Origin of the sequence: Streptomyces sp. NBC_00094 (assembly GCF_026343125.1) — a bacterium.
Classification (GTDB): Bacteria; Actinomycetota; Actinomycetes; order Streptomycetales; family Streptomycetaceae; genus Streptomyces.
Genome location: NZ_JAPEMB010000001.1, coordinates 2,897,811 through 2,920,354 on the forward strand (window position 1 = coordinate 2,897,811; position 22,544 = coordinate 2,920,354).

Annotated in this window: 16 protein-coding genes; 8 read left to right on the forward strand and 8 right to left on the reverse strand. The window is 73.1% G+C overall.

Going from position 1 to position 22,544, the window contains the following annotated elements; genetic code table 11:
- Positions 1–59 precede the first annotated feature (59 nt).
- The 4 genes from OG580_RS12440 to speB all read right to left on the reverse strand — a co-directional run bounded on the left by OG580_RS12440 (position 60) and on the right by speB (position 7,302).
- Complete coding sequence (locus tag OG580_RS12440) at positions 60–3,794, reverse strand: ABC transporter ATP-binding protein (RefSeq protein ID WP_267043730.1); 3,735 nt, start codon at positions 3,792–3,794, stop codon at positions 60–62.
- A gap of 149 nt (positions 3,795–3,943) precedes the next feature.
- Positions 3,944–4,369, reverse strand: a complete 426-nt coding sequence (locus OG580_RS12445; protein ID WP_267043731.1) for a hypothetical protein — start codon at positions 4,367–4,369, stop codon at positions 3,944–3,946.
- A gap of 167 nt (positions 4,370–4,536) precedes the next feature.
- On the reverse strand, positions 4,537–6,219 hold the full coding sequence (locus tag OG580_RS12450) for a thiamine pyrophosphate-binding protein (protein WP_267043732.1): 1,683 nt from the start codon (positions 6,217–6,219) through the stop codon (positions 4,537–4,539).
- A 105-nt stretch (positions 6,220–6,324) separates the two neighbouring features.
- Positions 6,325–7,302 carry an agmatinase gene (gene speB, locus OG580_RS12455; RefSeq protein WP_267043733.1) on the reverse strand — a complete coding sequence of 326 codons (978 nt, stop codon included), beginning with the start codon at positions 7,300–7,302 and terminating at the stop codon, positions 6,325–6,327.
- A 138-nt stretch (positions 7,303–7,440) separates the two neighbouring features.
- Here speB and OG580_RS12460 point away from each other — a divergent pair, with 138 nt between their 5' ends.
- Positions 7,441–8,937, forward strand: a complete 1,497-nt coding sequence (locus OG580_RS12460) for a PucR family transcriptional regulator (protein ID WP_267043734.1) — start codon at positions 7,441–7,443, stop codon at positions 8,935–8,937.
- Between the two features lie 93 nt (positions 8,938–9,030).
- Here the strand turns inward: OG580_RS12460 and OG580_RS12465 are convergent, their stop codons facing one another.
- Entirely contained in the window at positions 9,031–9,636 is a 606-nt protein-coding gene (locus OG580_RS12465; RefSeq protein ID WP_267043735.1) for a hypothetical protein, read from the reverse strand.
- A 164-nt stretch (positions 9,637–9,800) separates the two neighbouring features.
- Between OG580_RS12465 and OG580_RS12470 the strand changes: the two genes are divergently transcribed.
- The 4 genes from OG580_RS12470 (at position 9,801) to OG580_RS12485 (ending at position 14,113) form a co-directional block, all read left to right on the forward strand.
- Positions 9,801–11,015: a helix-turn-helix transcriptional regulator gene (locus OG580_RS12470; RefSeq protein WP_267043736.1), complete on the forward strand. Its 1,215-nt coding sequence runs from the start codon at positions 9,801–9,803 to the stop codon at positions 11,013–11,015.
- An 80-nt stretch (positions 11,016–11,095) separates the two neighbouring features.
- Positions 11,096–12,253: an acyl-CoA dehydrogenase family protein gene (locus OG580_RS12475; protein WP_267043737.1), complete on the forward strand. Its 1,158-nt coding sequence runs from the start codon at positions 11,096–11,098 to the stop codon at positions 12,251–12,253.
- A gap of 5 nt (positions 12,254–12,258) precedes the next feature.
- Complete coding sequence (gene tesB, locus OG580_RS12480) at positions 12,259–13,128, forward strand: acyl-CoA thioesterase II (RefSeq protein WP_267043738.1); 870 nt, start codon at positions 12,259–12,261, stop codon at positions 13,126–13,128.
- 22 nt (positions 13,129–13,150) lie between these two features.
- Positions 13,151–14,113, forward strand: coding sequence for a cation diffusion facilitator family transporter (locus OG580_RS12485; protein WP_267043739.1), 963 nt, complete (start codon positions 13,151–13,153; stop codon positions 14,111–14,113).
- On the opposite strand, the gene OG580_RS12490 is transcribed toward OG580_RS12485, so the two are convergent.
- The 3 genes from OG580_RS12490 to OG580_RS12500 all read right to left on the reverse strand — a co-directional run bounded on the left by OG580_RS12490 (position 14,110) and on the right by OG580_RS12500 (position 17,971).
- Entirely contained in the window at positions 14,110–16,335 is a 2,226-nt protein-coding gene (locus tag OG580_RS12490) for an FG-GAP-like repeat-containing protein (protein WP_267043740.1), read from the reverse strand. The genes OG580_RS12485 and OG580_RS12490 overlap by 4 nt on opposite strands.
- Positions 16,336–16,455: 120 nt before the next feature.
- Complete coding sequence (locus OG580_RS12495; RefSeq protein WP_267043741.1) at positions 16,456–17,229, reverse strand: phosphatase; 774 nt, start codon at positions 17,227–17,229, stop codon at positions 16,456–16,458.
- Positions 17,230–17,386: 157 nt separating this feature from the next.
- The gene (locus tag OG580_RS12500) at positions 17,387–17,971 is read right to left on the reverse strand and encodes a TetR/AcrR family transcriptional regulator (RefSeq protein WP_267043742.1); all 585 of its coding nucleotides are present in this window, start codon (positions 17,969–17,971) and stop codon (positions 17,387–17,389) included.
- An 87-nt stretch (positions 17,972–18,058) separates the two neighbouring features.
- Here OG580_RS12500 and OG580_RS12505 point away from each other — a divergent pair, with 87 nt between their 5' ends.
- The 3 genes from OG580_RS12505 to OG580_RS12515 are packed head-to-tail and all read left to right on the forward strand — an operon-like array spanning position 18,059 to position 22,541.
- A complete protein-coding gene (locus OG580_RS12505; protein WP_267043743.1) occupies positions 18,059–19,666 on the forward strand; it encodes a carboxyl transferase domain-containing protein in 1,608 nt (535 codons plus the stop codon).
- Between the two features lie 14 nt (positions 19,667–19,680).
- Entirely contained in the window at positions 19,681–21,609 is a 1,929-nt protein-coding gene (locus OG580_RS12510; protein WP_267043744.1) for an acetyl/propionyl/methylcrotonyl-CoA carboxylase subunit alpha, read from the forward strand.
- A complete protein-coding gene (locus tag OG580_RS12515) occupies positions 21,606–22,541 on the forward strand; it encodes a hydroxymethylglutaryl-CoA lyase (protein ID WP_267043745.1) in 936 nt (311 codons plus the stop codon). Before OG580_RS12510 ends, OG580_RS12515 begins: the two co-directional genes overlap by 4 nt.
- Positions 22,542–22,544: the final 3 nt, after the last annotated feature.

Sequence of the window (22,544 nt, forward strand, 5' to 3'; positions counted from 1 at the left end):
GGCCTCGGCACCGGGCCGGGTCCACAGCGCCGCCCGGCGGACGTCGGCGCGGGAGGTGCTCACACCCGCTCGGGCTCCGCCTCCGCCTCCCCGACGAACGTGTTCCACAGAGACGCGTACCTGCCGCCCAGGGCGAGCAGCTCGTCGTGGGTGCCGTCCTCCACGACCCGGCCGTGGTCCATCACGACCACCCGGTCGGCGCGCGCCGCCGTGGTCAGGCGGTGGGCGACGACGAGGGTCGTCCGGCGGCCCGCGAGCCGGTCGGTGGCCTGGTTGACCTGCGCCTCGGTGGCGAGGTCCAGGGCCGCCGTGGCCTCGTCGAGGAGCAGGACGTCCGGGTCGACGAGCTCGGCGCGGGCGAGCGCGATGAGCTGGCGCTGACCGGCCGACAGGTTCCGCCCGCGCTCGGCGACCTCGTGGAGGTAGCCGCCGTCGAGCGTGGCGATCATGTCGTGCGCGCCGACCGCGCGGGCCGCCGCCTCGACCTCGGCGTCGCTCGCCTCGGGGCGGCCGTACGCGATGGCGTCACGGACCGTCCCGGCGAAGAGGTACGCCTCCTGGGGGACGACCCCGAGCCGGTGGCGGTACGCGGTGAGGTCGAGCTCCCGCAGGTCGGTGCCGTCGGCGGTGACCCGGCCGCCCGTCGGGTCGTAGAACCGCGCGACCAGCTTGACCAGGGTCGACTTGCCCGCGCCGGTCTCGCCGACGAAGGCGACGGTCTGCCCGGCCGGGATGCGCAGGTCGATGCCGCTGAGGGCCGTGTCCTCCCCGTCGCGGACGTCGGCGCCGTACGCGAACGACACGTCCTCGAAGGCGATCTCGCCGCGCAGCGACCGCACGTCCCGGGGCACGTCGGCGGCGGCCGTCGACGTCGGCTCCTGGAGCAGCTCCTGCATCCGCTTCAGCGAGACCGCGGCCTGCTGGTACCCGTCGAAGACCTGGGAGAGCTGCTGCACGGGGGCGAAGAACAGGTCGATGTAGAGGAGGTACGCGACGAGGGCGCCGGTGGTGAGGGTGCCGGCCTCGATGCGGTTCGCGCCGACGATCATGACGGCCGCGGCGGCCACCGAGGAGAGCATGGTGACGAAGGGGAAGTAGATCGAGATCAGCCACTGGCCGCGGACGCGCGCCTCGCGGTACTCGCCACTGCGCTCGGCGAACCGGTCCGCGCCCGAGCGCTCGCGGCGGAAGGCCTGCACGATCCGCAGCCCGGCGACGGACTCCTGGAGGTCGGCGTTGACGACGCTGATCCGCTCGCGCGCCAGCTCGTACGCCTTCACGCTCGACCGGCGGAAGTAGTAGGTGGCGACGGCGAGGACGGGCAGGGTCGCGAAGACCACCAGGGCCAGCTGGAGGTCGAGCACGAGCAGCGCGACCATGATCCCGAAGAAGGTCACGACCGAGACGAAGGCGGTGACGAGACCCGTCTGAAGGAAGGTGGACAGGGCGTCCACGTCCGTGGTCATCCGGGTCATGATCCGGCCGGTGAGCTCGCGCTCGTAGTAGTCCAGGCCGAGCCGCTGGAGCTGGGCGAAGATCTTCAGGCGCAGGGCGTAGAGGACCCGCTCGCCGGTACGGCCCGTCATCCGGGTCTCGGCGGTCTGCGCGACCCACTGGACGAGCACGGTGACCAGGGCCAGCGCGGAGGCCGCCCAGACGGCGCCGATCGCGAGCCGGTTCACGCCCTCGTCGATGCCGTGCCGGATCAGGACCGGCAGCAGCAGGCCTGCGCCCGCGTCGAGCGCGACCAGGCCGAGGCTGATGAGCAGCGGGGCACCGAAGCCGCGGAGCAGACGGCGCAGCCCGTACGTGTCCTCGGGCGAGACCGCGCGGGCCTCGTCGATGCCGGGGGTGTCGTTCGCGGGCGGCAGGGCCTCGACGGCGGCGAGCAGTTCGGGGGTGGCCCCGGGCTCGGGGCTCTCCTCGGCGGCGCTCGCGTCCCGTACCCACAGGGTCGGGGTGATGCCCCGCTCGGCGTCGAACTCGGCGTCGAGCTCGGCCCGCAGCGTCGCGTCCTCGGGGAGCTCGGCCGGGGTCACGTGGCCGGGCGAGACGGCGCCCAGCTCGTCGGGGTCGGTGAGGAGGCGCCGGTAGAGCGCGGAGCGCTCCTCCAGCTCCTCGTGGGTGCCGATGTCGGAGAGCCGCCCGCCGTCGAGGACGGCGATGCGGTCGGCGAGGCCGAGGGTGGAGCGGCGGTGGGCGATGAGCAGGGTCGTACGGCCCGCCATGACCGACTTCAGGGCCTCGTGGATCTCGTGCTCGACCTTGGCGTCGACGGCGGAGGTCGCGTCGTCGAGGAGGAGGAGCCGGGGGTCGGTGAGGATCGCGCGGGCGAGCGCGACGCGCTGGCGCTGGCCGCCGGAGAGGGTGAGGCCGTGCTCGCCGACCTTGGTGTCGTACCCCTCGGGCAGCTCGGCGATGAACCGGTCGGCCTGGGCGGCGCGGGCGGCGGTCTCGATCTGCTCCTGGGTGGCGTCGGGGGCGCCGTACGCGATGTTCGCGCGGACCGTGTCGGAGAAGAGGAAGGAGTCCTCGGGGACGAGCCCGATCGCGGCGCGCAGCGAGTCGAGGGTGAGCTCGCGGACGTCGTGGCCGCCGACGAGGACGGCGCCGTGCGTGACGTCGTAGAAGCGCGGCAGGAGGAGGGAGACGGTCGACTTGCCGGAGCCGGAGGAGCCGACGACGGCGACGGTCTCGCCTGAGCGGATCTCCAGGGAGAAACCGTCGAGGACGGGGCGTCCGTCCTGGTAGGAGAAGCTCACCTCGTCGAACTCGACGGTCGCCGGGGCGTCGGCCGGGAGCTCCTTCGTCCCGTCCTGGATGACCGGCTCGGTGTCGACGAGGTCGAGGACCCGCTCGACGCCCGCGCGGGCCTGCTGGCCGACGGTGAGGACCATCGCGAGCATTCGGACCGGGCCGACGAGGGAGGCCAGGTAGGCGGAGAAGGCGACGAAGGTGCCGAGGGTGATCTGGCCCCGGTAGGCGAGCCAGCCGCCGAGGGCGAGGACCGCGACCTGGCCGAGGGCGGGCACGGCCTGGAGGGCGGGGGTGTACTTCGAGTTCAGCCGGATCGTCCGCAGTCGGCCGGCGAAGAGCTTCCGCCCGGCCTCGCGGATCTTGCCGGTCTCCTGGTCCTCCTGGCCGAAGCCCTTGACGACCCGGACGCCGGTCACGGCCCCGTCGACGACCCCGGCGACGGCGGCGGCCTGCTGCTGCGCGTGCCAGGTGGCCGGGTGGAGACGGGTGCGGCTGCGCTTGGCGATGAACCAGAGGGCGGGGGCGACGGCGAGCGCGACGAGGGTGAGCGGGATCGAGAGCCAGGCCATGACGGCCAGCGAGATGACGAAGAGCAGGATGTTCCCGATCGTCATCGGGAGCATGAAGAGAAGACCTTGGATGAGTTGCAGGTCGCTCGTGGCCCGCCCCACGACCTGCCCGGTGGACAGCTCGTCCTGCCGCCGCCCGTCGAGCCGGGTGATCGTCCCGTACATGTCGTTGCGGAGGTCGTGCTGGACGTCGAGGGCGAGGCGGCCGCCGTAGTAGCGGCGTACGTAGGTGAGGACGTACACGAGGACGGCGGCGCCGATGAGGAGCCCGGTCCAGACGCCGAGGTCCCGGGTCTTCGTCCCGATGACGTCGTCGATGATCACCTTGGTGACGAGCGGCACGAGGGCGAGGACGGCCATGCCGACGAGTGACGACCCGAGCGCGAGCACCACGTTGGTCTTGTACCGCCAGGCGTACCCGGTGAGCCTGCGCGCCCAGCCCTGCTGATTCTCCCCGACCGCCGCCACGAGTGGCCTCCCGTTCGTCCTGCTCTACCGGAAGGCCCAACACGGGCGACGTGCGATTTCATCCCGCCGCAACAATTCCGGCCCGGGGTCACGGGGCGCCGGGCCGGAGAGGGATGGTGGCCGGAAGGGGCCGGAGAGAAGGGAAGGGACTAGAAGGGACCGGACAGGGTCACGGAGATGCCGTTGCCGGTGTCCGTGACGACCACGTTGCTCCACACCAGGGTCATCGGAGGACTGCACTTGGGCTGGAAGTTGGCGGTGACGGTCACGGAGAAGTTGGCCTTGCCGTTCTGGACGGGGAAGGTGCCGCCGCCACCGGTGGCCTGCTTGTTGCCGGCGTCGGGGTTGTTGCCACCGCGGTTGATGCACTGGGCGTCGGCGGTGACGGAGATGTTCACGGACTGCTGGTTCCCCAGGCCGGCCTCCTTGCCCTTGACCGTCAGGCTGCTGCCCGAGGTGGTCACGGTCGGAGTGCCGACGAAGTGCGCGCTCACGGCTCCGGCGCTCGGGGCGAGGAAGCCCACGATGCCGAGTGCCACGGAGGCGGGCACGAGGAGGAAGGAATGGCGTCGCATGAGGTTTCACCTCGGAAAGGTGACGGAATGGAGTCACGTGGAATGCGCCACTTTCCGCGAACTACCACAGATGTCCACAGAATATGCCCGCGCGAGGCGGTCAACAAGGGGCAAAGGGCCACCGTCGGTCACGGTGCGTAGCGGACGGCCGGGTGGCCCCTCCCCCGTCAGAGGTGCGTCGGTTCGAACATCCGCAGGAGGGCCGGGAGGACCACCACCGACGGGCCGGGGGTGGCGAGGGCCTTCGCGAGGTCGGCGGCGAGGGTCTCCGGGGTCGTACCGGTCGCCGGGACGCCGAAGGACTCGGCGAGGGCGACGAAGTCCGGGCGGGTGAGCTCGGTGCCGGTGGTCTCGCCGAAGGCGTCCGTCATGTACTCGCGGAGGATGCCGTAGCCGCCGTCGTCGACGATCAGCCAGGTCACGTCCAGGTCGTACTGCCGCGCCGTGGCCAGCTCCGCGATCGAGTACATCGCGCCGCCGTCGCCGGAGACCGCGAGGACCGGCTGGGACGGGTCCGCGACGGCCGCGCCGAGGGCGGCGGGGAAGGCGTAGCCGAGGCCGCCGGCGCCCTGCGCGGAGTGCATGGTGTTGGGGTGCCGGGCGTCGAAGGCCGACCACGCCCAGTACGCGAGGATCGTCATGTCCCAGAAGCTCGGGGCGCGGTCCGGGAGCGCCTCGCGCACCGCGGCGACGATCCGCTGCTCAAGTCCGAGGTCCTGGGCCGCGATCCGGTCCCGCACCTTGGTGAGGACGGCCGAGACCCGCTCGGGGGCGGTCGTGTCCCGGCGCTCGTCGACCGTCTCCAGGAGCGCCTGCAGGGCGAGGCGGGCGTCCGCGTGGATGCCGAGTGCCGGGTGGTTGGACTCCAGCTTGCCCGCGTCGGCCTCGATCTGGATCACCCGGCCGCGCGGGGCGAACGTGTGGTAGTTCGAGGAGAGTTCGCCGAGGCCCGAGCCGACGACGAGGAGGACGTCGGCGTCCTCCAGGAAGTCGGTGGTGTGCCGGTCCTCCAGCCAGGACTGGAGCGAGAGCGGGTGGGTCCAGGGGAAGGCGCCCTTGCCGCCGAAGGTGGTGACGACGGGCGCGTCGATCCGCTCGGCGAGCGCCCGGAGCTTGCCGGAGGCGTCGGAGCGTACGACTCCGCCGCCCGCGATGATCGCGGGCCGGGCGGCCTTCGCCAGCAGGTCGGCGGCGACCGCGGTGAGTTCGGGGCGCGGGGCGGCCTCCTCGGGCGTCGCGTCCATGGCGGTGACCACCGGCAGGCTCGTCCCGGCGAGGAGCACGTCCTGCGGGATCTCGACCCAGACGGGGCCGTGCGGCGCGGTGAGCGCCGACTCCCAGGCCGCCGCGATCGCGGACGGGATCTGGGACTGCGTACGGGCCGTGTGGACGGACTTCACGACGTCCCGGAAGGAGGCCTGCTGGTCGCGGAGCTCGTGGAGGTAGCCGTGCCGGCCGCCGCCGAGCCCGGCGACGGGGATCTGACTGCCGATCGCGAGGACCGGCGCGGACGCGGCGGCCGCCTCCTGGAGCGCGGCGAGCGACATGAGCGCGCCGGGGCCGGTGGAGAGCAGCAGCGGGGCGGCCTCGCCGGTGATCCGGCCGTACGCGTCGGCGGCGAAGCCCGCGTTGTTCTCGACGCGCAGCCCGACGTACCGCAGGGAGGAACGGCGCAGCGCGTCGAACATGCCGAGGGCGTGCTGGCCGGGCAGGCCGAAGACGGTGGTCGCGCCGAGCCCGGCGAGCGTCTCGACGACGAGGTCGCCACCGATCCGCCCGGGGGGCGGGTTCAGGGCGGCCTCGGTCTGCGCCGGCGTGGGGCGCAGGACCAGGTCGTGGTCGTGGGTCATGAACAGGTCCCCTTGGGCGTGGCTCGGTGGGCGGGTGCGGCCCGGTGGGTGGGTTGTGCCCACCCGTTCCGCCCCGGCGGAACGGGTGGGCACAACCCACCGGGGTCAGTTTGCCGTGCGGCTCGCGGCGATCTGGCGGGACATGATCGTCGTCAGCTCGTACGCCGTGTGCGAGGCGGCGACGGCGGTGATCTCGGCGTGGTCGTAGGCCGGGGCGACCTCGACGACGTCGGCGGAGACCAGGTTGCAGGAGGAGAGGCCGCGCAGGATCTCCAGGAGCTCGCGGGAGGTCATGCCGCCGGCCTCGGGGGTGCCGGTGCCGGGCGCGTGTGCCGGGTCGAGGCAGTCGATGTCGATGGAGATGTACAGCGGGCGGTCGCCGATGCGCTGGCGCAGCTGGTCGGCGACCTCGTCGGCGCCGCGGCGGTAGATGTCGGCCGAGGTGACGATGCCGAAGCCCATCTTCTCGTCGTCGGTCAGGTCCTGCTTGCCGTAGAGCGGGCCGCGGGTGCCGACGTGGGAGAGCGCCTCGGTGTCGAGGATGCCCTCCTCGACGGCCCGGCGGAACGGGGTGCCGTGGGTGTACTCGGCGCCGAAGTACGTGTCCCAGGTGTCGAGGTGCGCGTCGAAGTGGAGCAGGGCGACGGGGCCGTGCTTCTTGGCGACGGAGCGCAGCAGCGGCAGGGCGATGGTGTGGTCGCCGCCGAGGGTCATCATGCGGGCGCCGGAGCCGAGCAGGTCGTCCGCCGCGGCCTCGATCGTCTCGACGGCCTCGTTGATGTTGAACGGGTTGGCGGCGATGTCACCGGCGTCCGCGACCTGGGCGAGGGCGAACGGGGAGGCGTCCTGCGCCGGGTTGTAGGGGCGCAGGAGGCGGGAGGCCTCGCGGATCGCGTTGCCGCCGAAGCGGGCGCCGGGGCGGTAGGAGACGCCGCTGTCGAAGGGGACGCCGACCACGGCGACGTCGGCGGTGCCGACCTCGTCGAGCCGCGGCAGCCGCGCGAACGTCGCGGGACCGGCGTACCGCGGGATGCGGGACGAGTCGATCGGGCCGCGCGGGGTGTTCGTGTCGCTGCTGCTCATGGTCGGGTCCTCCTGAGGTGGATCGGTCGGGGTCCGCCCGTGGCCCCGGTGCTCTCGACAGTAGGTGGCCGGAGACCACCGTTGAAGTGTACGTTTCCTCCACTGTTCGGCACGGGGGTGTACGAAGGGTCCATCGCCGTGTCCGTACCGGAGGCCACCTCCACCCCTCCCGCGCCGCCGGTCCCGCTCGCCGCGCTGCTCGCCCGCAAGGAGCTGGGCCTGCGCCTCCTGGCGGGCCCGGACGACGTCTCCCTCCACTGGGTGCACACCTCGGAGATGGCCGACCCGTACCCGTACCTCCTCGGTGGTGAGCTGCTGATGACGGCGGGCGTCCAGCTCACCGACCCGGCGCGGTACGTCGAGCGGGTGGTGGAGGCGGGGGCGGCGGCGCTCGGCTTCGGCGTGACGCCGGTGTACGACACGGTCCCGGAGGAGCTCGTCGAGGCGTGCGCGCTCCACGGTCTCCCGCTGGTCGAGGTGCCGCCGCGGACCCCGTTCACGGCGGTGGCGCGGGCGCTGTGGCGGCTGATGGCGGAGGCCCGGCTGCACGAGCTGCGCCGGGTGACGGAGGCCCAGCAGGCCCTGGCGACGGCCGCGGCCCGGCCGTCCCCGGTCCCGGCGGTGCTCGGCGCGCTGGCGTCCCGGCTCGGCGGGCGGGCGGTGCTGTTCGGGGCGGACGGTACGGAGTCGGCGGCGGCCGGCCGGGAGGTCCCGGCGGAGGCGGCGCGGGCGCTGCGCGAGCTCGTGGGGGTCCTCGTCCCCGGGGGCCCGGCCTCGGCGAGCGGGGACGGCGGCGGGCGGCGGCTCGCCGCGTACGCGCTGGGCGGCGGGGACGGTCTGGCGCTCGGGGTGGCGACGGAGCGGCGCGGGCCCGGCGACCACACGATCGCGGGCGTCGCGGTGGTCCTGCTCTCGCTCCTGACGGCCCCGCACCGGGGCGCGGACGCGACGGTACGGGACGGGTCCCTGGTCCGGCTGCTCCTGGGCGCGGCCCCTGCGGAGGTCGCGGAGGCGCTGGGCGCGGGCCCGTGGACCGTGGTCCACGCACGCGGCGGCGACGGCACCCCGTTCGCGGCGGCGGCACTGGCGGCGGCGCTCGGCACACCGCTGGTGGACACGGGCGCGGGGACGAGCTCAGGAACGGGCGCGGGGGCGGGCGCGACGGACGCCGGGGCGGCGGCCGCACCCGGGGCCGGCCGGACCGTACGGCTCCTCCTGCCCGCCTCCGCGCCCGCCCCGGAGCCCCGGTCCGGGTGGACGCTCGGGGTCTCCGCCCCCGCCGACGCCCGGGAGCTCGCCGCGGCCGACACCGGCGCGGCCCGGGCCCTGCGGCGCGCGGAGGCGTCCCGTACTCCCCTGGCCCGGCATCGCCCCGCCGGTTTCGCGGGGCTCGTGGACCCGGCGGAGGCCGCCGCGTACGCCCGCACCCTCCTCGCCCCGCTCGCCGAACCGCTCACCGAGACCCTGCGCGTCTGGCTCTCCCTGCACGGCAGCTGGGACCGGACGGCGGCGGCGATGGACATCCACCGCAACACCGTCCGGCAGCGGATCGCCCGCTGCGCCCGGCTCCTGGACCGGGACCTGGACGACCCGGACGTCCGGATGGAGCTGTGGTTCGCCCTCGGCACGGTGTAGCCCGGAACCGGATCCGTGGGCACGACAGCGGCGCGCCCAGGTTCCGGCCTCGCCGCTGCGGAGCCGTGGTCAGCCCTTGGGGGAGCCCCCGGGTCAGTAGAGCTTGTTGACGGCGGTCTTCGTCGTCGTGCGGAAGGCGGTCAGCGGGGCGTCCTTGAAGTCGCCCATCTGACCCCAGCGGACGAGGGTGACGGTGCGGCCGTCGCGGCCGACGGAGAAGAGGTGGATGTCGGTGATGCCGATCTGCGGGTCGGCGGTGTCCAGGCTGTAGACCCAGGCGCCCTCCTCGACGGCGAGCTTCCCGTGGGAGGCGCTGACGGCGTGCAGGCCCGGGTTCTGCCGCTCCAGCAGGGGCCCGCAGCCGGCGAGGGCCTTGCGGAGGGTGTCGACCAGCTTCACGGCGTCGGCCTCGGTGCGGGCGACGGTGGTGATCTGGACGCCGTTGGTGTCGAGCTCGGTGCTGAACTCGCGGTAGCGGGTGTTCTGCGCCGGGATCTTGTACGGGGCGCAGAGGGCGCCGCCGTTCTCCGGGATGCCGGTGAAGACCTGGGTGGCGGTCCACGGCGTCGACGACGGCGGCATCTGGGAGGCGGCGAGGAAGGCGGGCTGGACAGCGGCCTGCGCCGGGGCGGTGGCGAGGGCGGCGAGGCCCAGGGCGGCAGCGGCGGTGGCGGCGCATGCGGTACGGAGCTTGTTCATGGTGGTGGATCCCCCGTCGGGTCGTTCGGTCAGTGCTTCCACCAGCGTCGGGCCCCCGCCCGCCCCGGGCAACGGCGACGCGCCCTCCACCCGTCCCGGAACCATCCCACCCCCGCTGACGTGCAAGGACATGAAGCGTGGGACGCAGGGTCGAGGGGGATGGAATGCCGAAGGACGCCGCCGTCGAGGAGTTCGCGCGGCTCGTGCGCGCGCTGAAGGCGCGGGACGGGCGCAGTTACGAGGCGCTGGGCCGGCGCCTGAGCGTCAGCGCGTCCACCCTCCACCGCTACTGCTCGGGCGCGACCGTCCCGGAGGAGTTCGCCGTGGTCGACCGCCTCGCCCTGCTGTGCGGGGCGGACGAGGAGCAGCGGCGGGCCCTGGAGATGGCCTGGAGCCGCGCGGACCGCACCCGTCGCCCTCCGGTGCCGGAGCCCGACGCGGAGCCCGAGCCCGATGCGGTGCCGGAGCCCGGCCCGGAACCGAAGCCGGCGCCGGAGCCCGAGCCGGCGCCGGAGCCCGAGCCGGCCCCGGAGCCCGCGTCCGAGCCGGCCCCGGAGCCCGCGTCCGAGCCCGAGCTGGAACCCGTGCACGCGCGCGTGCCGGGCCTCCCGTCCGAGCGGCGGAGGCGCCGGTGGGGGTGGGTGGGCGTGGTCGGCGGGGCGCTGGCGGTCGTGGGGACGGTGACGCTCGGAGCCGTACTCCTGCCCGGGAAGACCCGGGAGCGGGCCGCCGAACCACCGGCGCCGCTGACGTGGACGGTCGCCTCGGACCTCTGGAAGAACGGGTGCGGGCACACCTACCTCGTGGAGCGGACGCCCTCTCCCCCGCCGGAGGCGGCCGACGCGCGGAGCTGGGCGGCGGCGCAGGGGGCCGTGGACGGCGGGGAGACGCTGGTGCGGGTGTCGGTGCAGGGGAAGGGCGCGGCGGCGGTGGTACTCCAGGCGCTGCACGTGCGGGTGGTGGAGCGGGGCGCGCCGCTGCCGTGGGCGGCGTACCGGATGGACGACGGGTGCGGCGGGGCGGTGACGCCGCGCCGTTTCGAGGTGGACCTGGACCGGCCGCGGCCGGTGGCGCGGGCGCTGGACGGGTACGACGCCTCCGGGGAGGAGGGCCGGACGCTCCCGGCGGTCTCCTTCCCGTACGCGGTCAGCGCCGCCGAGCCGGAGGAGCTGCTGGTCTCGGCGGGGGCGGCGGGGTGCGACTGCCGCTGGTACCTGGAGCTGGAGTGGAGCTCGGAGGGGCGCCGGGGCACGGTCCGGATCGGGGACGAGGACGGCGTGCCCTTTCGGACGAGCGGGGCGAAGGGGCGGCCCGTGTACGGGTACGACTCCGTGGGGCGGGCCTGGATCACAGGCGAGGAGTCTGGACAGGGTGGGTGACCGGTGGGTAACTTCGTTGAAGACAGACTGAGCAAGCGCTTAGACAACTGGGCCCGCCCGCACACCGGAGGAGACGCACCGTGCGCCGTACCGTATTCAACGAGGACCACGAGGCGTTCCGGGAGACCATCCGCGCCTTCATCGAGGCCGAGGTCGTCCCCGTCTACGACGAGTGGTTCGCGGCGGGCCAGGCGCCCCGCGAGTTCTACGACAAGCTCGGTGAGCTGGGCATCTTCGGCATCAACGTGCCCGAGGAGTTCGGCGGCGCCGGTCTGGACACCCACAAGTTCGAGGCCGTCCTGTACGAGGAGACCTCGCGCGCGGGCGTGGCCTTCGGCGGCTCCGGCGTGCACGTGCTGCTCGCCCTCCCCTACATCAAGATGCTCTCCACCGACGAGCAGAAGAAGCGCTACCTGCCGAAGTTCGTCACCGGCGAGGAGATGTGGGCGCTGGCGATGACCGAGCCGGGCACCGGCTCCGACGTCGCGGGCATGAAGACCACCGCCAAGCTCTCCGAGGACGGCACGCACTACGTCCTCAACGGCTCGAAGACCTTCATCACCGGTGGCGTGCACGCCGACCGCGTGATCGTCTGCGCCCGTACGTCCGCCCCCTCGGCCGAGGACCGCCGCTTCGGCATCTCCCTCTTCGCCGTGGACACCAAGTCCGAGGGCTACTCCATCGGCCGCAAGCTGGACAAGCTGGGCCTGCGCACCTCCGACACGGCCGAGCTGGCCTTCGTCGACGTCAAGGTCCCGGTCGAGGACCTGCTCGGCGAGGAGAACAAGGGCTTCCACTACCTCGGTCAGAACCTGCCGTCCGAGCGCTGGGGCATCGCCTTCGGCGCCTACGCGCAGGCCAAGGCCGCGATCCGGTTCGCCCAGGAGTACGTCACGGACCGCACGGTCTTCGGCAAGACGGTCGCCTCCTTCCAGAACACCAAGTTCGAGCTGGCCGCCTGCCAGGCCGAGGTGGACGCGGCCGAGGCCGTCGCCGACCGCGCCCTGGAGGCCCTGGACGCGGGCGAGCTCTCCCCGGCCGAGGCCGCGAGCGCCAAGCTCTTCTGCACCGAGGTCGCCCACCGCGTGATCGACCGCTGCCTCCAGCTGCACGGCGGCTACGGCTACATGAACGAGTACCCGATCGCCCGCCTGTACGCGGACAACCGCGTCAACCGCATCTACGGCGGCACCAGCGAGGTCATGAAGACGATCATCGCGAAGTCGATGGGCCTGTAGTCCAGGTGCCCGAAACGCACGACCCCCTTGATGCCCTGCTCGATCTGCTCGACCTGGAGCAGATCGAGCGGGACATCTTCCGGGGACAGTCCCGCTCCGCCGTCGTGCCCCGCGTCTTCGGCGGCCAGGTGGCCGCCCAGGCGCTGCTCGCGGCGGGCCGGACCGTACCGGACGACCGGCTCGCACACTCCCTGCACGCGTACTTCCTGCGCCCCGGGGACCCGGGCGCGCCGATCGTCTACACGGTCGACCGGATCCGCGACGGCCGCTCCTTCACCACCCGCCGGGTCGTCGCCGTCCAGCACGGGCAGCCGATCTTCCACCTCTCCGCCTCCTTCCAGGCGTACGAGGAGGGGCTCGACCACCAGGCGGACATGCCGGCCGCGCCGGACCCGGAGTCGCTGCCGACGGCCGCCGAGATGCTCCCCCGGCACCTGCCGGCGGAGGTCGCGAACCGGCTGGTCGAGGCGCGGGCCGCGGTGGACCTGCGGTACGCCGAGACCCCGCCGTGGGGCTCCGTCGGGGAGCCGCGCGAACCGCGCTCGCAGGTGTGGTTCCGTACGAACGGCAAACTGGCCGACGACCCCCTGCTGCACGTCTGCCTGGCGACCTACGTCTCCGACATGACGCTGCTCGACTCCGTCCTGCTCGCGCACGGGCGGGGCGGCTGGGCCGTCGGGGACGTCGTCGGGGCCTCCCTCGACCACGCGATGTGGTTCCACCGGCCCTTCCGGGCCGACGAATGGCTCCTGTACGACCAGGAGTCCCCCTCCGCCTCCGGCGGACGCGGCCTCGGCCAGGCCCGGATCTGGACGCGGGACGGGAAGCTGGCGATCTCCGTCATCCAGGAGGGTGTCGTTCGCGTCCCGCGCTGATGATCGGACATACCGTCCGATCATGGCGGAGAACGGCGAAAGCACCTTCACGGTGATCGTGGCGGCGGCGGCGAACCTCGGGATCGCCGTCGCCAAGGCCGTCGCGGGTGTCATCAGCGGGTCCAGCGCGATGCTGTCGGAGGCCGCGCACTCGGTCGCCGACACCGTCACCGAGGTCATGCTGCTCACCGCGCTCAAACGGAGCGAGAAGCCGGCCGACGAGGACCATCCCGTCGGATACGCGGGCGAGCGGTACGTGTGGGCGATGCTGGCGGCCGTCGCGACCTTCGTCGGCGGTGCGGTCTTCTCGATCTACGACGGCATCCACACCCTCGTCCACGGCGAGGAGCTGGGCGACCCGCTCGTCTCGTACATCGTCCTCGGGGTCTCGTTCCTCCTGGAGGGCTACTCCCTGCGGACCGGCGTCAAGCAGGTCCAGGCCGAGGCGGAACGGATGAAGGCCCCTCTCACCCGCTACCTGCGGTTCACCGCCGACACCACCGTCAAGGCCGTGGTCATGGAGGACTCCGCCGCCCTGGCCGGACTGATGCTGGCGGCCGGCGGCCTCCTCGGCGCCCAGATCACCGGCTCCGGCGTCTGGGACGGCGTCGCCTCGATCCTCATCGGCTTCCTGCTCGTGTACGTGGCCTGGGTGCTCGGCCGCTCCAACGCCGAACTCCTCATCGGCCGCCCCCTGCCCCGGTACATGCGGGACGAGGTCCGCGAGGAGCTGCTCACCGTCCCGCACATCGTGGACGTCATGGACCTCACCACCCTCATCCAGGGCCCCTCGGAGGTCCTGGTCGCCGCGAAGGTCGACTTCCGGGACGTGGCCTCGGCGGAGCAGGTCGAGTGGGCCTGCGAGGACGCCGAGGCCCAGCTCCGCGAGCGCTTCCCGGCGATCCGCCGGGTCTACCTGGACCCGACGCCGGGCCTGGACCAGCACCGGACCCAGCGTCGGGAGAAGCCGCAGGACCCGGCCTAGGCGACGCTGTTGAACTTGGCGCCCTCGCCCGCGTACAGGGTGGTCGCCTGGGCCGCGAACGGGGTCGTCGTCGAACCGGTCGCGCGGTAGACGGCCGCGCCGTTCGGGCCGTAGGCGATCAGGTCCGGGCGGCCGTCGCCGGTGACGTCGCCGCCGCCCACGAGGTGGGTGAAGCCGTTCCAGCCGGCGCCGATCCTGACCCGGGTGGTGAAGTTGCCCGCGCCGTTGCCCTGGTAGAGCCAGAGGACGCCCGCGGCGTCGCGGGCGACGAGGTCGCCGGCCGCGCCGCCGGCGACGTTGCCGACGGCCGTGATCTGGTGGTAGCCCTGCCAGCCGGCGCCGACCCGGGTGCGTCCGGTGAAGGGGGCGGACCAGCTGCCGGTGCCCTTGTAGAGCCACAGGACGCCGGAGGTGTCGGTGGCCAGGAGGTCGGAGCGGCCGTCGCCGGTGACGTCGCTGCCGGCGGCGAGCTTGTTGTAGATCTGCCAGCCGGGGCCGATCCTGATGCGGGTCGCGAAGGTGCCGTCGCCCTTGCCCAGGTACGACCAGAGGACGCCCGCGCCGTCGCGGGCGAGGAGATCGCCCGCCGGGGCGCCCGCGAGGTTCCCCGCGGCCTCGATCTGGTTGTACACCTGCCAGCCGGCGCCGAGCCTCGTCCGCTTGGCGGTGGTGACCTTGCCGCCCGACGGCCAGTCGAAGAGGTCGTCCCGCCACAGCACGCCGGCGGCGTCCCGCGCGAGGACGTCCGTCGAGCCGTTGTCGTTGTAGTCGTGCGGGTTGGCCTGGCGCGAGACCTGGAAGCCGCCCGAGGCGGTCGCCGGGCCGCCGACGCCGTCGGTGGGGGTGGCGGTGACGCTCCAGGTGTAGCCGCCGTTCGGGGCGCTGACGCCGTCCAGCACGCCGTCCCAGGTGAAGGTGAAGGGACTGTCGGCGGAGGCGGGTTGCGGCAGGCTCCGGGTGAGCTTCCTGCCGGTGGCCGCGTGCGTGAGCGTGAGCGCCACGGTGGCGTTCCCCCGGGACAGGGTCCACGCCATCGGGACCGTGCTGCCCGGCTTCTCCAGGCTCACCGCGGTGGGGACGTTCGACGCGGTGATCTCGACGGCCCTGATCAGGCCCGTGTCGGCCACGAGCGTGGCGCTCGGGGCGCCGTCGGCGCCCTCCCGGATCCGGAACAGCCCGTCGGCCGCGGCCGTCGCGCCCCGCACGAGCATGCTGCCGTCCGGCGCGTGGGCCACGCTGGAGTAGTCCTCCAGGAGCTTGTACGGCACGGCGGTGGGGACGCTGAGGTCGAGGGCGTACAGCGGGCTCCGCGACTCGTCGGCCGCCTGGCCCGGAATCCCGTACAGCAGCGTGTCCCCGGTGATGCCGGCGATGACGGCGCCGCTCATGGCGCCGGTCATGGGCAGTCGCCTGGTGAACGGCCCGCTCACGACGAACTCGACGGCCCCGGCCTTGTTCTCGACCCACGCCCTGTAGTCGGCGGTGAGGGCGCCCGAGGAGTCCTGGTTCCACGTGCCGGCGCCCCACCTGCCCTCCCAGTCGATGACCGTGCCGCTGCCGACGCTCGTGAGCGCCCCCCAGGTGTCGGTCCGGGGGCCCGTGTGCGTGTGCACCCGCTCACTGCCCAGGACCAGCAGGTTGCGCCCCGTGGAGGCGACGACCTTGTAGTCCAGGCCGTAGAAGCTGGACGTGAGCTTCGTCTTCTTGGTGATGCCGTTGACCCGGGCGAGCGACCACAGTTCGTGGTAGTCCCCGGTGGTCGGGACGCGTACGTAGAGGTTGTCGGCGACCACGCCGACGAGCTTCGCCCCGGGCTTGAACTCGGACATGATGTCGAAGTACGTGGACCAGGTGGAGCCCGCCTTCATGTCCCGTATGAAGACCGAGCTGCCGCCGTTGCTGGTCACGACGAAGTCCGAGTTGCTGTCGTGGCCCATGGTGCCCGTGTTGATCGGCGTCACCGAGCCGTCGGCGTACGTGTGCCACTCCAGGACGGTGTTGCCGGCGTCGTCCTTCCGGGACGTGAGGTAGCCGGTGTCGCCGGTGCCGGCGATCTCGGCGTCCACGGGCAGGTTCGCCTCGGCGGCCGCGGCGGCGGCCGGCGTGGAGACGGGCGCGGCCACGGCCCCGGGGGAGGCCAGGACGCCGGCACCGGCCGTCACGGCCAGAACGGTGGCGACGGCGGCGACGAGACGGCGACGGGTGGTGCGTGCGGAAGCCAAGGAAGTCCCTCCTGATGCGGCGAGCGGTACGCGCACGGCGACGCGTACCGCTCGATCAGACATGCGAAGAGGGTTGATGGTTGTGCGAGTTGATCGTGTTTCCGCCGAGGGGGACGAGCGTCAGGACAGGCCCGCCGCGTCCAGCGTGTAGGCCGTCATCGGCTCGTAGAAGCGGGGGTCGACGACGTGGTCGTCGAGCGGGATCGTGACCTGCATCGTGCCCTCGGCCTCGCCGATGAAGAGGGCGGGGTCGTTGCAGTCCGCGTACCCGACGGAGTCGATGCCCCGCTGGCCCGCGCGCCCGGCCCAGCCGTGGTCCGCGATCACCAGGTCGGGGCGCCCGTCCTCGCCGAGCGCGTCGAGGATCGCGTTCATCGGCTCCGGGGAGTGGGTGTGCCAGAGGGAGGCGCCGCGCTCGAAGACGGCGACGTCGGCGAACTGCACGACGTACCCCTCGTCGGCGATCAGCCCGCCGGGGATGCGGACGATGTCGCAGCCCTGGGCGCGCAGCGCGGCGGCGACCCGGCTGTGGACGTCGATGAGCGCGCCGGGGTGACCGGTCGCGAAGAGGACCCGCTCCTTGCCGGCGGCGGCCTTGCGCAGCCGGGCGGCCATCCGGTCGAGTCCGTCGACGGTCAGCTCGGGGTCGATGGTGTCCTGGCCGGTCCGGTGGGCCGGGTCGTCGACGACACCGCAGCGCTCGGCCATGACGGCGAGGACGTCCTGCTCGTCGACCCAGCGGTCGCCGAGCTCCAGGCCGAGCCAGTAGTGCCGGTCGCCGTTGGCGAGCTTTCTGTAGTGGGAGAGGTTGTTGTCGCGCGGTGTGGCGACGTCTCCCGCGATCCGGGTGCGGACGAGGTGCTCGACAAGGGCGGGGCGGCTGAGTATCGGCATGGGGGTCATTCTGCCGGGCGCCCGGCAGCACCTCGCGCCCATGTGGGCAAATCGTCCCGCAGGGCCGGGGGTCCCCGGACGAGGTCCGGGGGAGGGTGGGCACCTGGGACGGGACCCCTGCGGGTGCCTCCGCTCCCCTGGCCCGACACCCCGGGGGTCAGCCGCGGAGGGCCCCGAACGCCCCGTGCGCCAAGCGCCGCAGCAGCTCCTCCATGGACTGGCGGCCGAGCTCCGCCAGGTGCGGGGTCGAGTTCAGCAGGCCGAAGACCGCGTGCACCGCCGTCCGCGCCTCTCCCTCGGAGGAGTCCGGGTACAGCTCGCGCACGACCGGCACCCACAGCTCGACGTACTGGCGCTGGAGCTGCCGTACCCGCTTGCGGTCCGCGTCCTTGAGCCGGTCGAGCTCCCGGTCGTGCAGCGTGATCAGCGGCCGGTCGTCGAGGGCGAAGTCGATGTGCCCGTCGACGAGGGAGGCGAGTACGGCCTCGGCGTCGCCGCTGGTCTCGCCGATCCGGATCCGGCCGCCGGTGAGGAGCCGATCGCTGATCCCGACGAGGAGCTCGGCGAGCATCGCGTCCTTGCCGGGGAAGTGACGGTAGAGCCCGGGGCCGCTGATTCCGACGGCCGCTCCTATCTCGTCCACGCCCACCCCGTGGAAGCCGCGCTCGGCGAAGAGACGGGCGGCCTCCTTGAGGATCTGCTCGCGTCGCGTCGGGGCGTCGGTCCTGGCGCTGGTGGTCATGGATTCGATTCTAGACAACCCGGTTAGCGATCGTTAACCTGAACGACATACGTTAACGCTCATTAACCGAGCAAGGGAGCTCGAGGGATGCAGCAGGCACCTGTGCTGACGAGCGCGGCGGACCCCGCGTCCGCGGCCTGGCAGGCCAATGAGGCCGCACACCACGAGCTGGCCGCGACCCTGCGCGCCAAGCTCGCGGCGGCCGCCCTGGGCGGCGGTGAGAAGTCCCGGGCCCGGCACACCGCGCGCGGCAAGCTGCTCCCCCGGGACCGGGTGGACACCCTCCTCGACCCGGGCTCGCCCTTCCTGGAGCTGGCCCCGCTCGCGGCGAACGGGATGTACGGCGACCAGGCCCCGGCGGCCGGCGTCATCGCGGGCATCGGCCGGGTCTCGGGCCGCGAGTGCGTGATCGTCGCCAACGACGCGACGGTCAAGGGCGGCACCTACTACCCGATGACGGTGAAGAAGCACCTGCGGGCGCAGGAGGTGGCACTGGAGAACCGTCTCCCCTGCCTCTACCTGGTCGACTCCGGCGGTGCCTTCCTGCCGATGCAGGACGAGGTCTTCCCGGACCGGGAGCACTTCGGCCGGATCTTCTACAACCAGGCCCGGATGTCCGGCGCGGGCATCCCGCAGATCGCGGCCGTCCTCGGCTCGTGCACGGCCGGTGGCGCGTACGTCCCGGCGATGAGCGACGAGGCCGTGATCGTACGGAACCAGGGCACGATCTTCCTGGGCGGTCCGCCGCTGGTGAAGGCGGCGACCGGCGAGGTCGTCACGGCGGAGGAGCTGGGCGGCGGCGAGGTCCACTCGCGGATCTCCGGCGTCACCGACCACCTGGCCGAGGACGACGCCCACGCGCTGCGGATCGTCCGGAACATCGTCGCCACCCTCCCCGAGCGCGGCCCGCTCCCCTGGTCGGTCGAGCCGGCCGAGGAGCCGAAGGTCGACCCGGCGGGTCTTTACGGCGCGGTGCCGGTGGACTCCCGCACCCCGTACGACGTGCGCGAGGTGATCGCCCGGGTCGTGGACGGCTCCCGCTTCCAGGAGTTCAAGAGCGAGTACGGGCAGACGCTGATCACCGGCTTCGCCCGCATCCACGGCCACCCGGTCGGGATCGTCGCCAACAACGGCATCCTGTTCGCCGAGTCGGCCCAGAAGGGCGCGCACTTCATCGAGCTGTGCGACCAGCGCGGCATCCCGCTCGTCTTCCTGCAGAACATCACCGGCTTCATGGTCGGCAAGGCGTACGAGCACGGCGGCATCGCCAAGCACGGCGCCAAGATGGTCACGGCCGTGGCCACCACCCGCGTCCCGAAGCTGACGGTCGTCGTCGGCGGCTCGTACGGCGCGGGCAACTACTCCATGTGCGGCCGGGCGTACTCGCCCCGCTTCCTGTGGATGTGGCCCAACGCCAAGATCTCGGTCATGGGCGGCGAGCAGGCCGCGTCCGTCCTCGCGACGGTCAAGCGGGACCAGCTCGGCGACGCGTGGAGCGCGGACGACGAGGAGGCCTTCAAGGCCCCGATCCGCGAGCAGTACGAGACCCAGGGCAGTGCCTACTACGCGAGCGCCCGGCTGTGGGACGACGGGGTCATCGACCCGATGGAGACCCGGCAGGTCCTCGGCCTCGCCCTGACCGCCTGTGCCAACGCGCCGCTGGGTGACCCCCAGTTCGGCGTCTTCCGGATGTGAAGGGCCCCAAGGAGATGCACAGCATGTTCGACACCGTGCTCGTGGCCAACCGGGGCGAGATCGCCGTCCGGGTGATCCGTACCCTGCGGGCGCTGGGTGTGCGTTCGGTGGCCGTGTACAGCGACGCGGACGCCGACGCCCGGCACGTACGGGAGGCGGACACGGCGGTACGGATCGGTCCGCCGGCGGCCGCCGAGTCGTACCTGTCCGTCCCGGCCCTCCTCGACGCCGCGGCCCGCACCGGGGCGCAGGCCGTGCACCCCGGCTACGGCTTCCTCGCGGAGAACGCCGGCTTCGCGCAGGCCTGCGCGGACGCGGGCCTGGTCTTCATCGGCCCCACCGCCTCGGCGATCTCCCTCATGGGCGACAAGATCCGGGCGAAGGCGACCGTGAAGGCGGCGGGCGTGCCGGTCGTCCCCGGCGCCGCCGACCCCGAACTGGCCTCCGCCGCCCGCGAGCTGGGCGCTCCCGTCCTGCTCAAGCCGTCCGCCGGCGGCGGCGGCAAGGGCATGCGGCTCGTCCGGGACCTGGCGGTCCTGGACGAGGAGATCGCGGCGGCCCGCCGCGAGGCCCGCTCCTCGTTCGGCGACGACACGCTGCTGGTGGAGCGGTGGATCGACCGCCCCCGGCACATCGAGATCCAGGTCCTCGCCGACACCCACGGGAACGTGGTGCACCTCGGCGAGCGCGAGTGCTCGCTGCAGCGCCGCCACCAGAAGATCATCGAGGAGGCCCCCTCGGTCCTCCTCACCCCGGAGATCCGGGCGTCGATGGGCGCGGCGGCGGTCGAGGCGGCGCGCTCCTGCGGCTATGTGGGCGCGGGCACGGTCGAGTTCATCGTGCCGGGCGGCGACCCGTCGGCGTACTACTTCATGGAGATGAACACCCGTCTCCAGGTCGAGCACCCGGTGACGGAGCTGATCACCGGCGTCGACCTGGTGGAGTGGCAGCTGAGAGTGGCGGCGGGCGAGCCGCTCCCCTTCGCGCAGGACGACATCCGTCTCGACGGCTGGGCGATCGAGGCCCGCATCTGCGCGGAGGACCCCTCGCGGGGCTTCCTCCCGTCGGGCGGCACGGTCCTCGCCCTGAACGAGCCTCAGGGGCCCGGCGTCCGCACGGACTCCGGCCTCCTGCAGGGCACGGAGGTCTCGTCCCTCTACGACCCCATGCTGTCGAAGGTCATCGTCCACGCGAAGGACCGCCCCACGGCCCTGCGCAAGCTGCGCGCCGCCCTCGCCGACACGGTCACCCTCGGCGTCCCGACGAACGCGGGCTTCCTGCGCAGGCTCCTCGCCCACGAGGACGTGGTGGCGGGCGCCCTGGACACGGGCCTGGTGGAACGGGACGCGGAGAGCCTGGTCCCGGAGGGCGTACCGGACGAGGTGTACGCGGCGGCCGCGGCCGTACGGCTCGCGGGTCTCACGCCGGTGACGCGGGACGGCTGGGCCGACCCCTTCTCGGCGCCGAGCGGCTGGCGGCTCGGCGGCCGGCCGGCCCCGCTGCCCTTCCCCGTACGCGTACCGGGACACGAGCCCGTCGTGGTCGAGGCGCCGGGCGGCGCCCGGGTCACGGACACCTCGGTGACGGTCACGGTGGACGGCATCACCCATCACTTCCACCGCAGCGGCAACTGGTTGGGCCGTGACGGCGACTCCTGGCACGTGCTCGACCACGACCCCGTCGAGGCCGCGCTCAGCGGTGCGAAGCACGGGGGGGCCGACACGCTCGCCGCGCCGATGCCCGGCACCGTCACCGTCGTCAAGGTGGCCGTCGGGGACGAGGTCGAGGCCGGGCAGAGCCTGCTCGTCGTCGAGGCCATGAAGATGGAGCACGTCATCTCCGCCCCGCACGCCGGCACCGTCACCGAGCTCGACGTCACGCCCGGCTCCACCGTCGCCATGGACCAGATCCTGGCCGTCGTCGCCCCCCGGGAGGAAGCATGACCGCGGGTCTGCCCATGACCGTCCCCGACCCCACGCTCCCGGCGAGGGTCCGGATCCACGAGGTCGGTCCCCGCGACGGGCTGCAGAACGAGAAGACGGCCGTCCCGACCGCCGTGAAGGCCGAGTTCGTCCGGCGGCTCGCCGACGCCGGCCTGGACACGGTCGAGGCGACCAGCTTCGTGCACCCGAAGTGGGTGCCCCAGCTGGCCGACGCGGAGGAGCTGTTCCCCCTCGTCCGCGACCTGCCGGTCCGTCTCCCCGTCCTCGTGCCGAACGAGCGCGGCCTCGACCGCGCTCTCGCCCTCGGGGCCCGGGAGATCGCGGTCTTCGCCTCCGCCACCGAGTCCTTCGCCAAGGCCAACCTCAACCGGACCGTCGACGAGGCGCTCGAACTCTTCGCCCCGACGGTCATCCGCGCCATAGAGGCGGGACTGAAGGTCCGCGGCTACCTCTCGATGTGCTTCGGCGACCCCTGGGAGGGCGCCGTCCCCGTCGAGCAGGTCGTCCGGGTCACGAAGGCCCTCGCCGAGATGGGCTGCGACGAGCTGAGCCTCGGCGACACCATCGGCGTCGCCACCCCGGGCCACGTCCAGGCGCTCCTGACCGCGCTGAACGAGGCCGGGGTCCCCACCTCCCGTATCGCCGTGCACTTCCACGACACGTACGGGCAGGCCCTGTCCAACACCCTCGCCGCGCTGCGGCACGGGGTGACGACGGTCGACGCCTCCGCCGGCGGCCTCGGCGGCTGCCCGTACGCGAAGAGCGCGACCGGGAACCTCGCCACCGAGGACCTCGTGTGGATGCTCGACGGTCTCGGCATCGAGACCGGCGTCGATCTGGCCGCCCTCACCGCCACGAGCGGGTGGATGGCCGAACAACTGGGCCGACCCAGCCCCTCCCGTACCGTCCGCGCCCTCTCCCACAAGGAGTGACGA

Coding starts and splice junctions, on each gene's coding strand:
- OG580_RS12515 (WP_267043745.1), top strand. CDS start 21,606: ATGACCGCGGGTCTGCCCATGACCGTCCCCGACCCCACGCTCCCGGCG.
- speB (WP_267043733.1), bottom strand. CDS start 7,302: ATGAGCAGCAGCGACACGAACACCCCGCGCGGCCCGATCGACTCGTCC.
- OG580_RS12485 (WP_267043739.1), top strand. CDS start 13,151: ATGGCGGAGAACGGCGAAAGCACCTTCACGGTGATCGTGGCGGCGGCG.
- OG580_RS12450 (WP_267043732.1), bottom strand. CDS start 6,219: ATGACCCACGACCACGACCTGGTCCTGCGCCCCACGCCGGCGCAGACC.
- OG580_RS12500 (WP_267043742.1), bottom strand. CDS start 17,971: ATGACCACCAGCGCCAGGACCGACGCCCCGACGCGACGCGAGCAGATC.
- OG580_RS12510 (WP_267043744.1), top strand. CDS start 19,681: ATGCACAGCATGTTCGACACCGTGCTCGTGGCCAACCGGGGCGAGATC.
- OG580_RS12495 (WP_267043741.1), bottom strand. CDS start 17,229: ATGCCGATACTCAGCCGCCCCGCCCTTGTCGAGCACCTCGTCCGCACC.
- OG580_RS12470 (WP_267043736.1), top strand. CDS start 9,801: ATGCCGAAGGACGCCGCCGTCGAGGAGTTCGCGCGGCTCGTGCGCGCG.
- OG580_RS12445 (WP_267043731.1), bottom strand. CDS start 4,369: ATGCGACGCCATTCCTTCCTCCTCGTGCCCGCCTCCGTGGCACTCGGC.
- OG580_RS12505 (WP_267043743.1), top strand. CDS start 18,059: ATGCAGCAGGCACCTGTGCTGACGAGCGCGGCGGACCCCGCGTCCGCG.
- OG580_RS12465 (WP_267043735.1), bottom strand. CDS start 9,636: ATGAACAAGCTCCGTACCGCATGCGCCGCCACCGCCGCTGCCGCCCTG.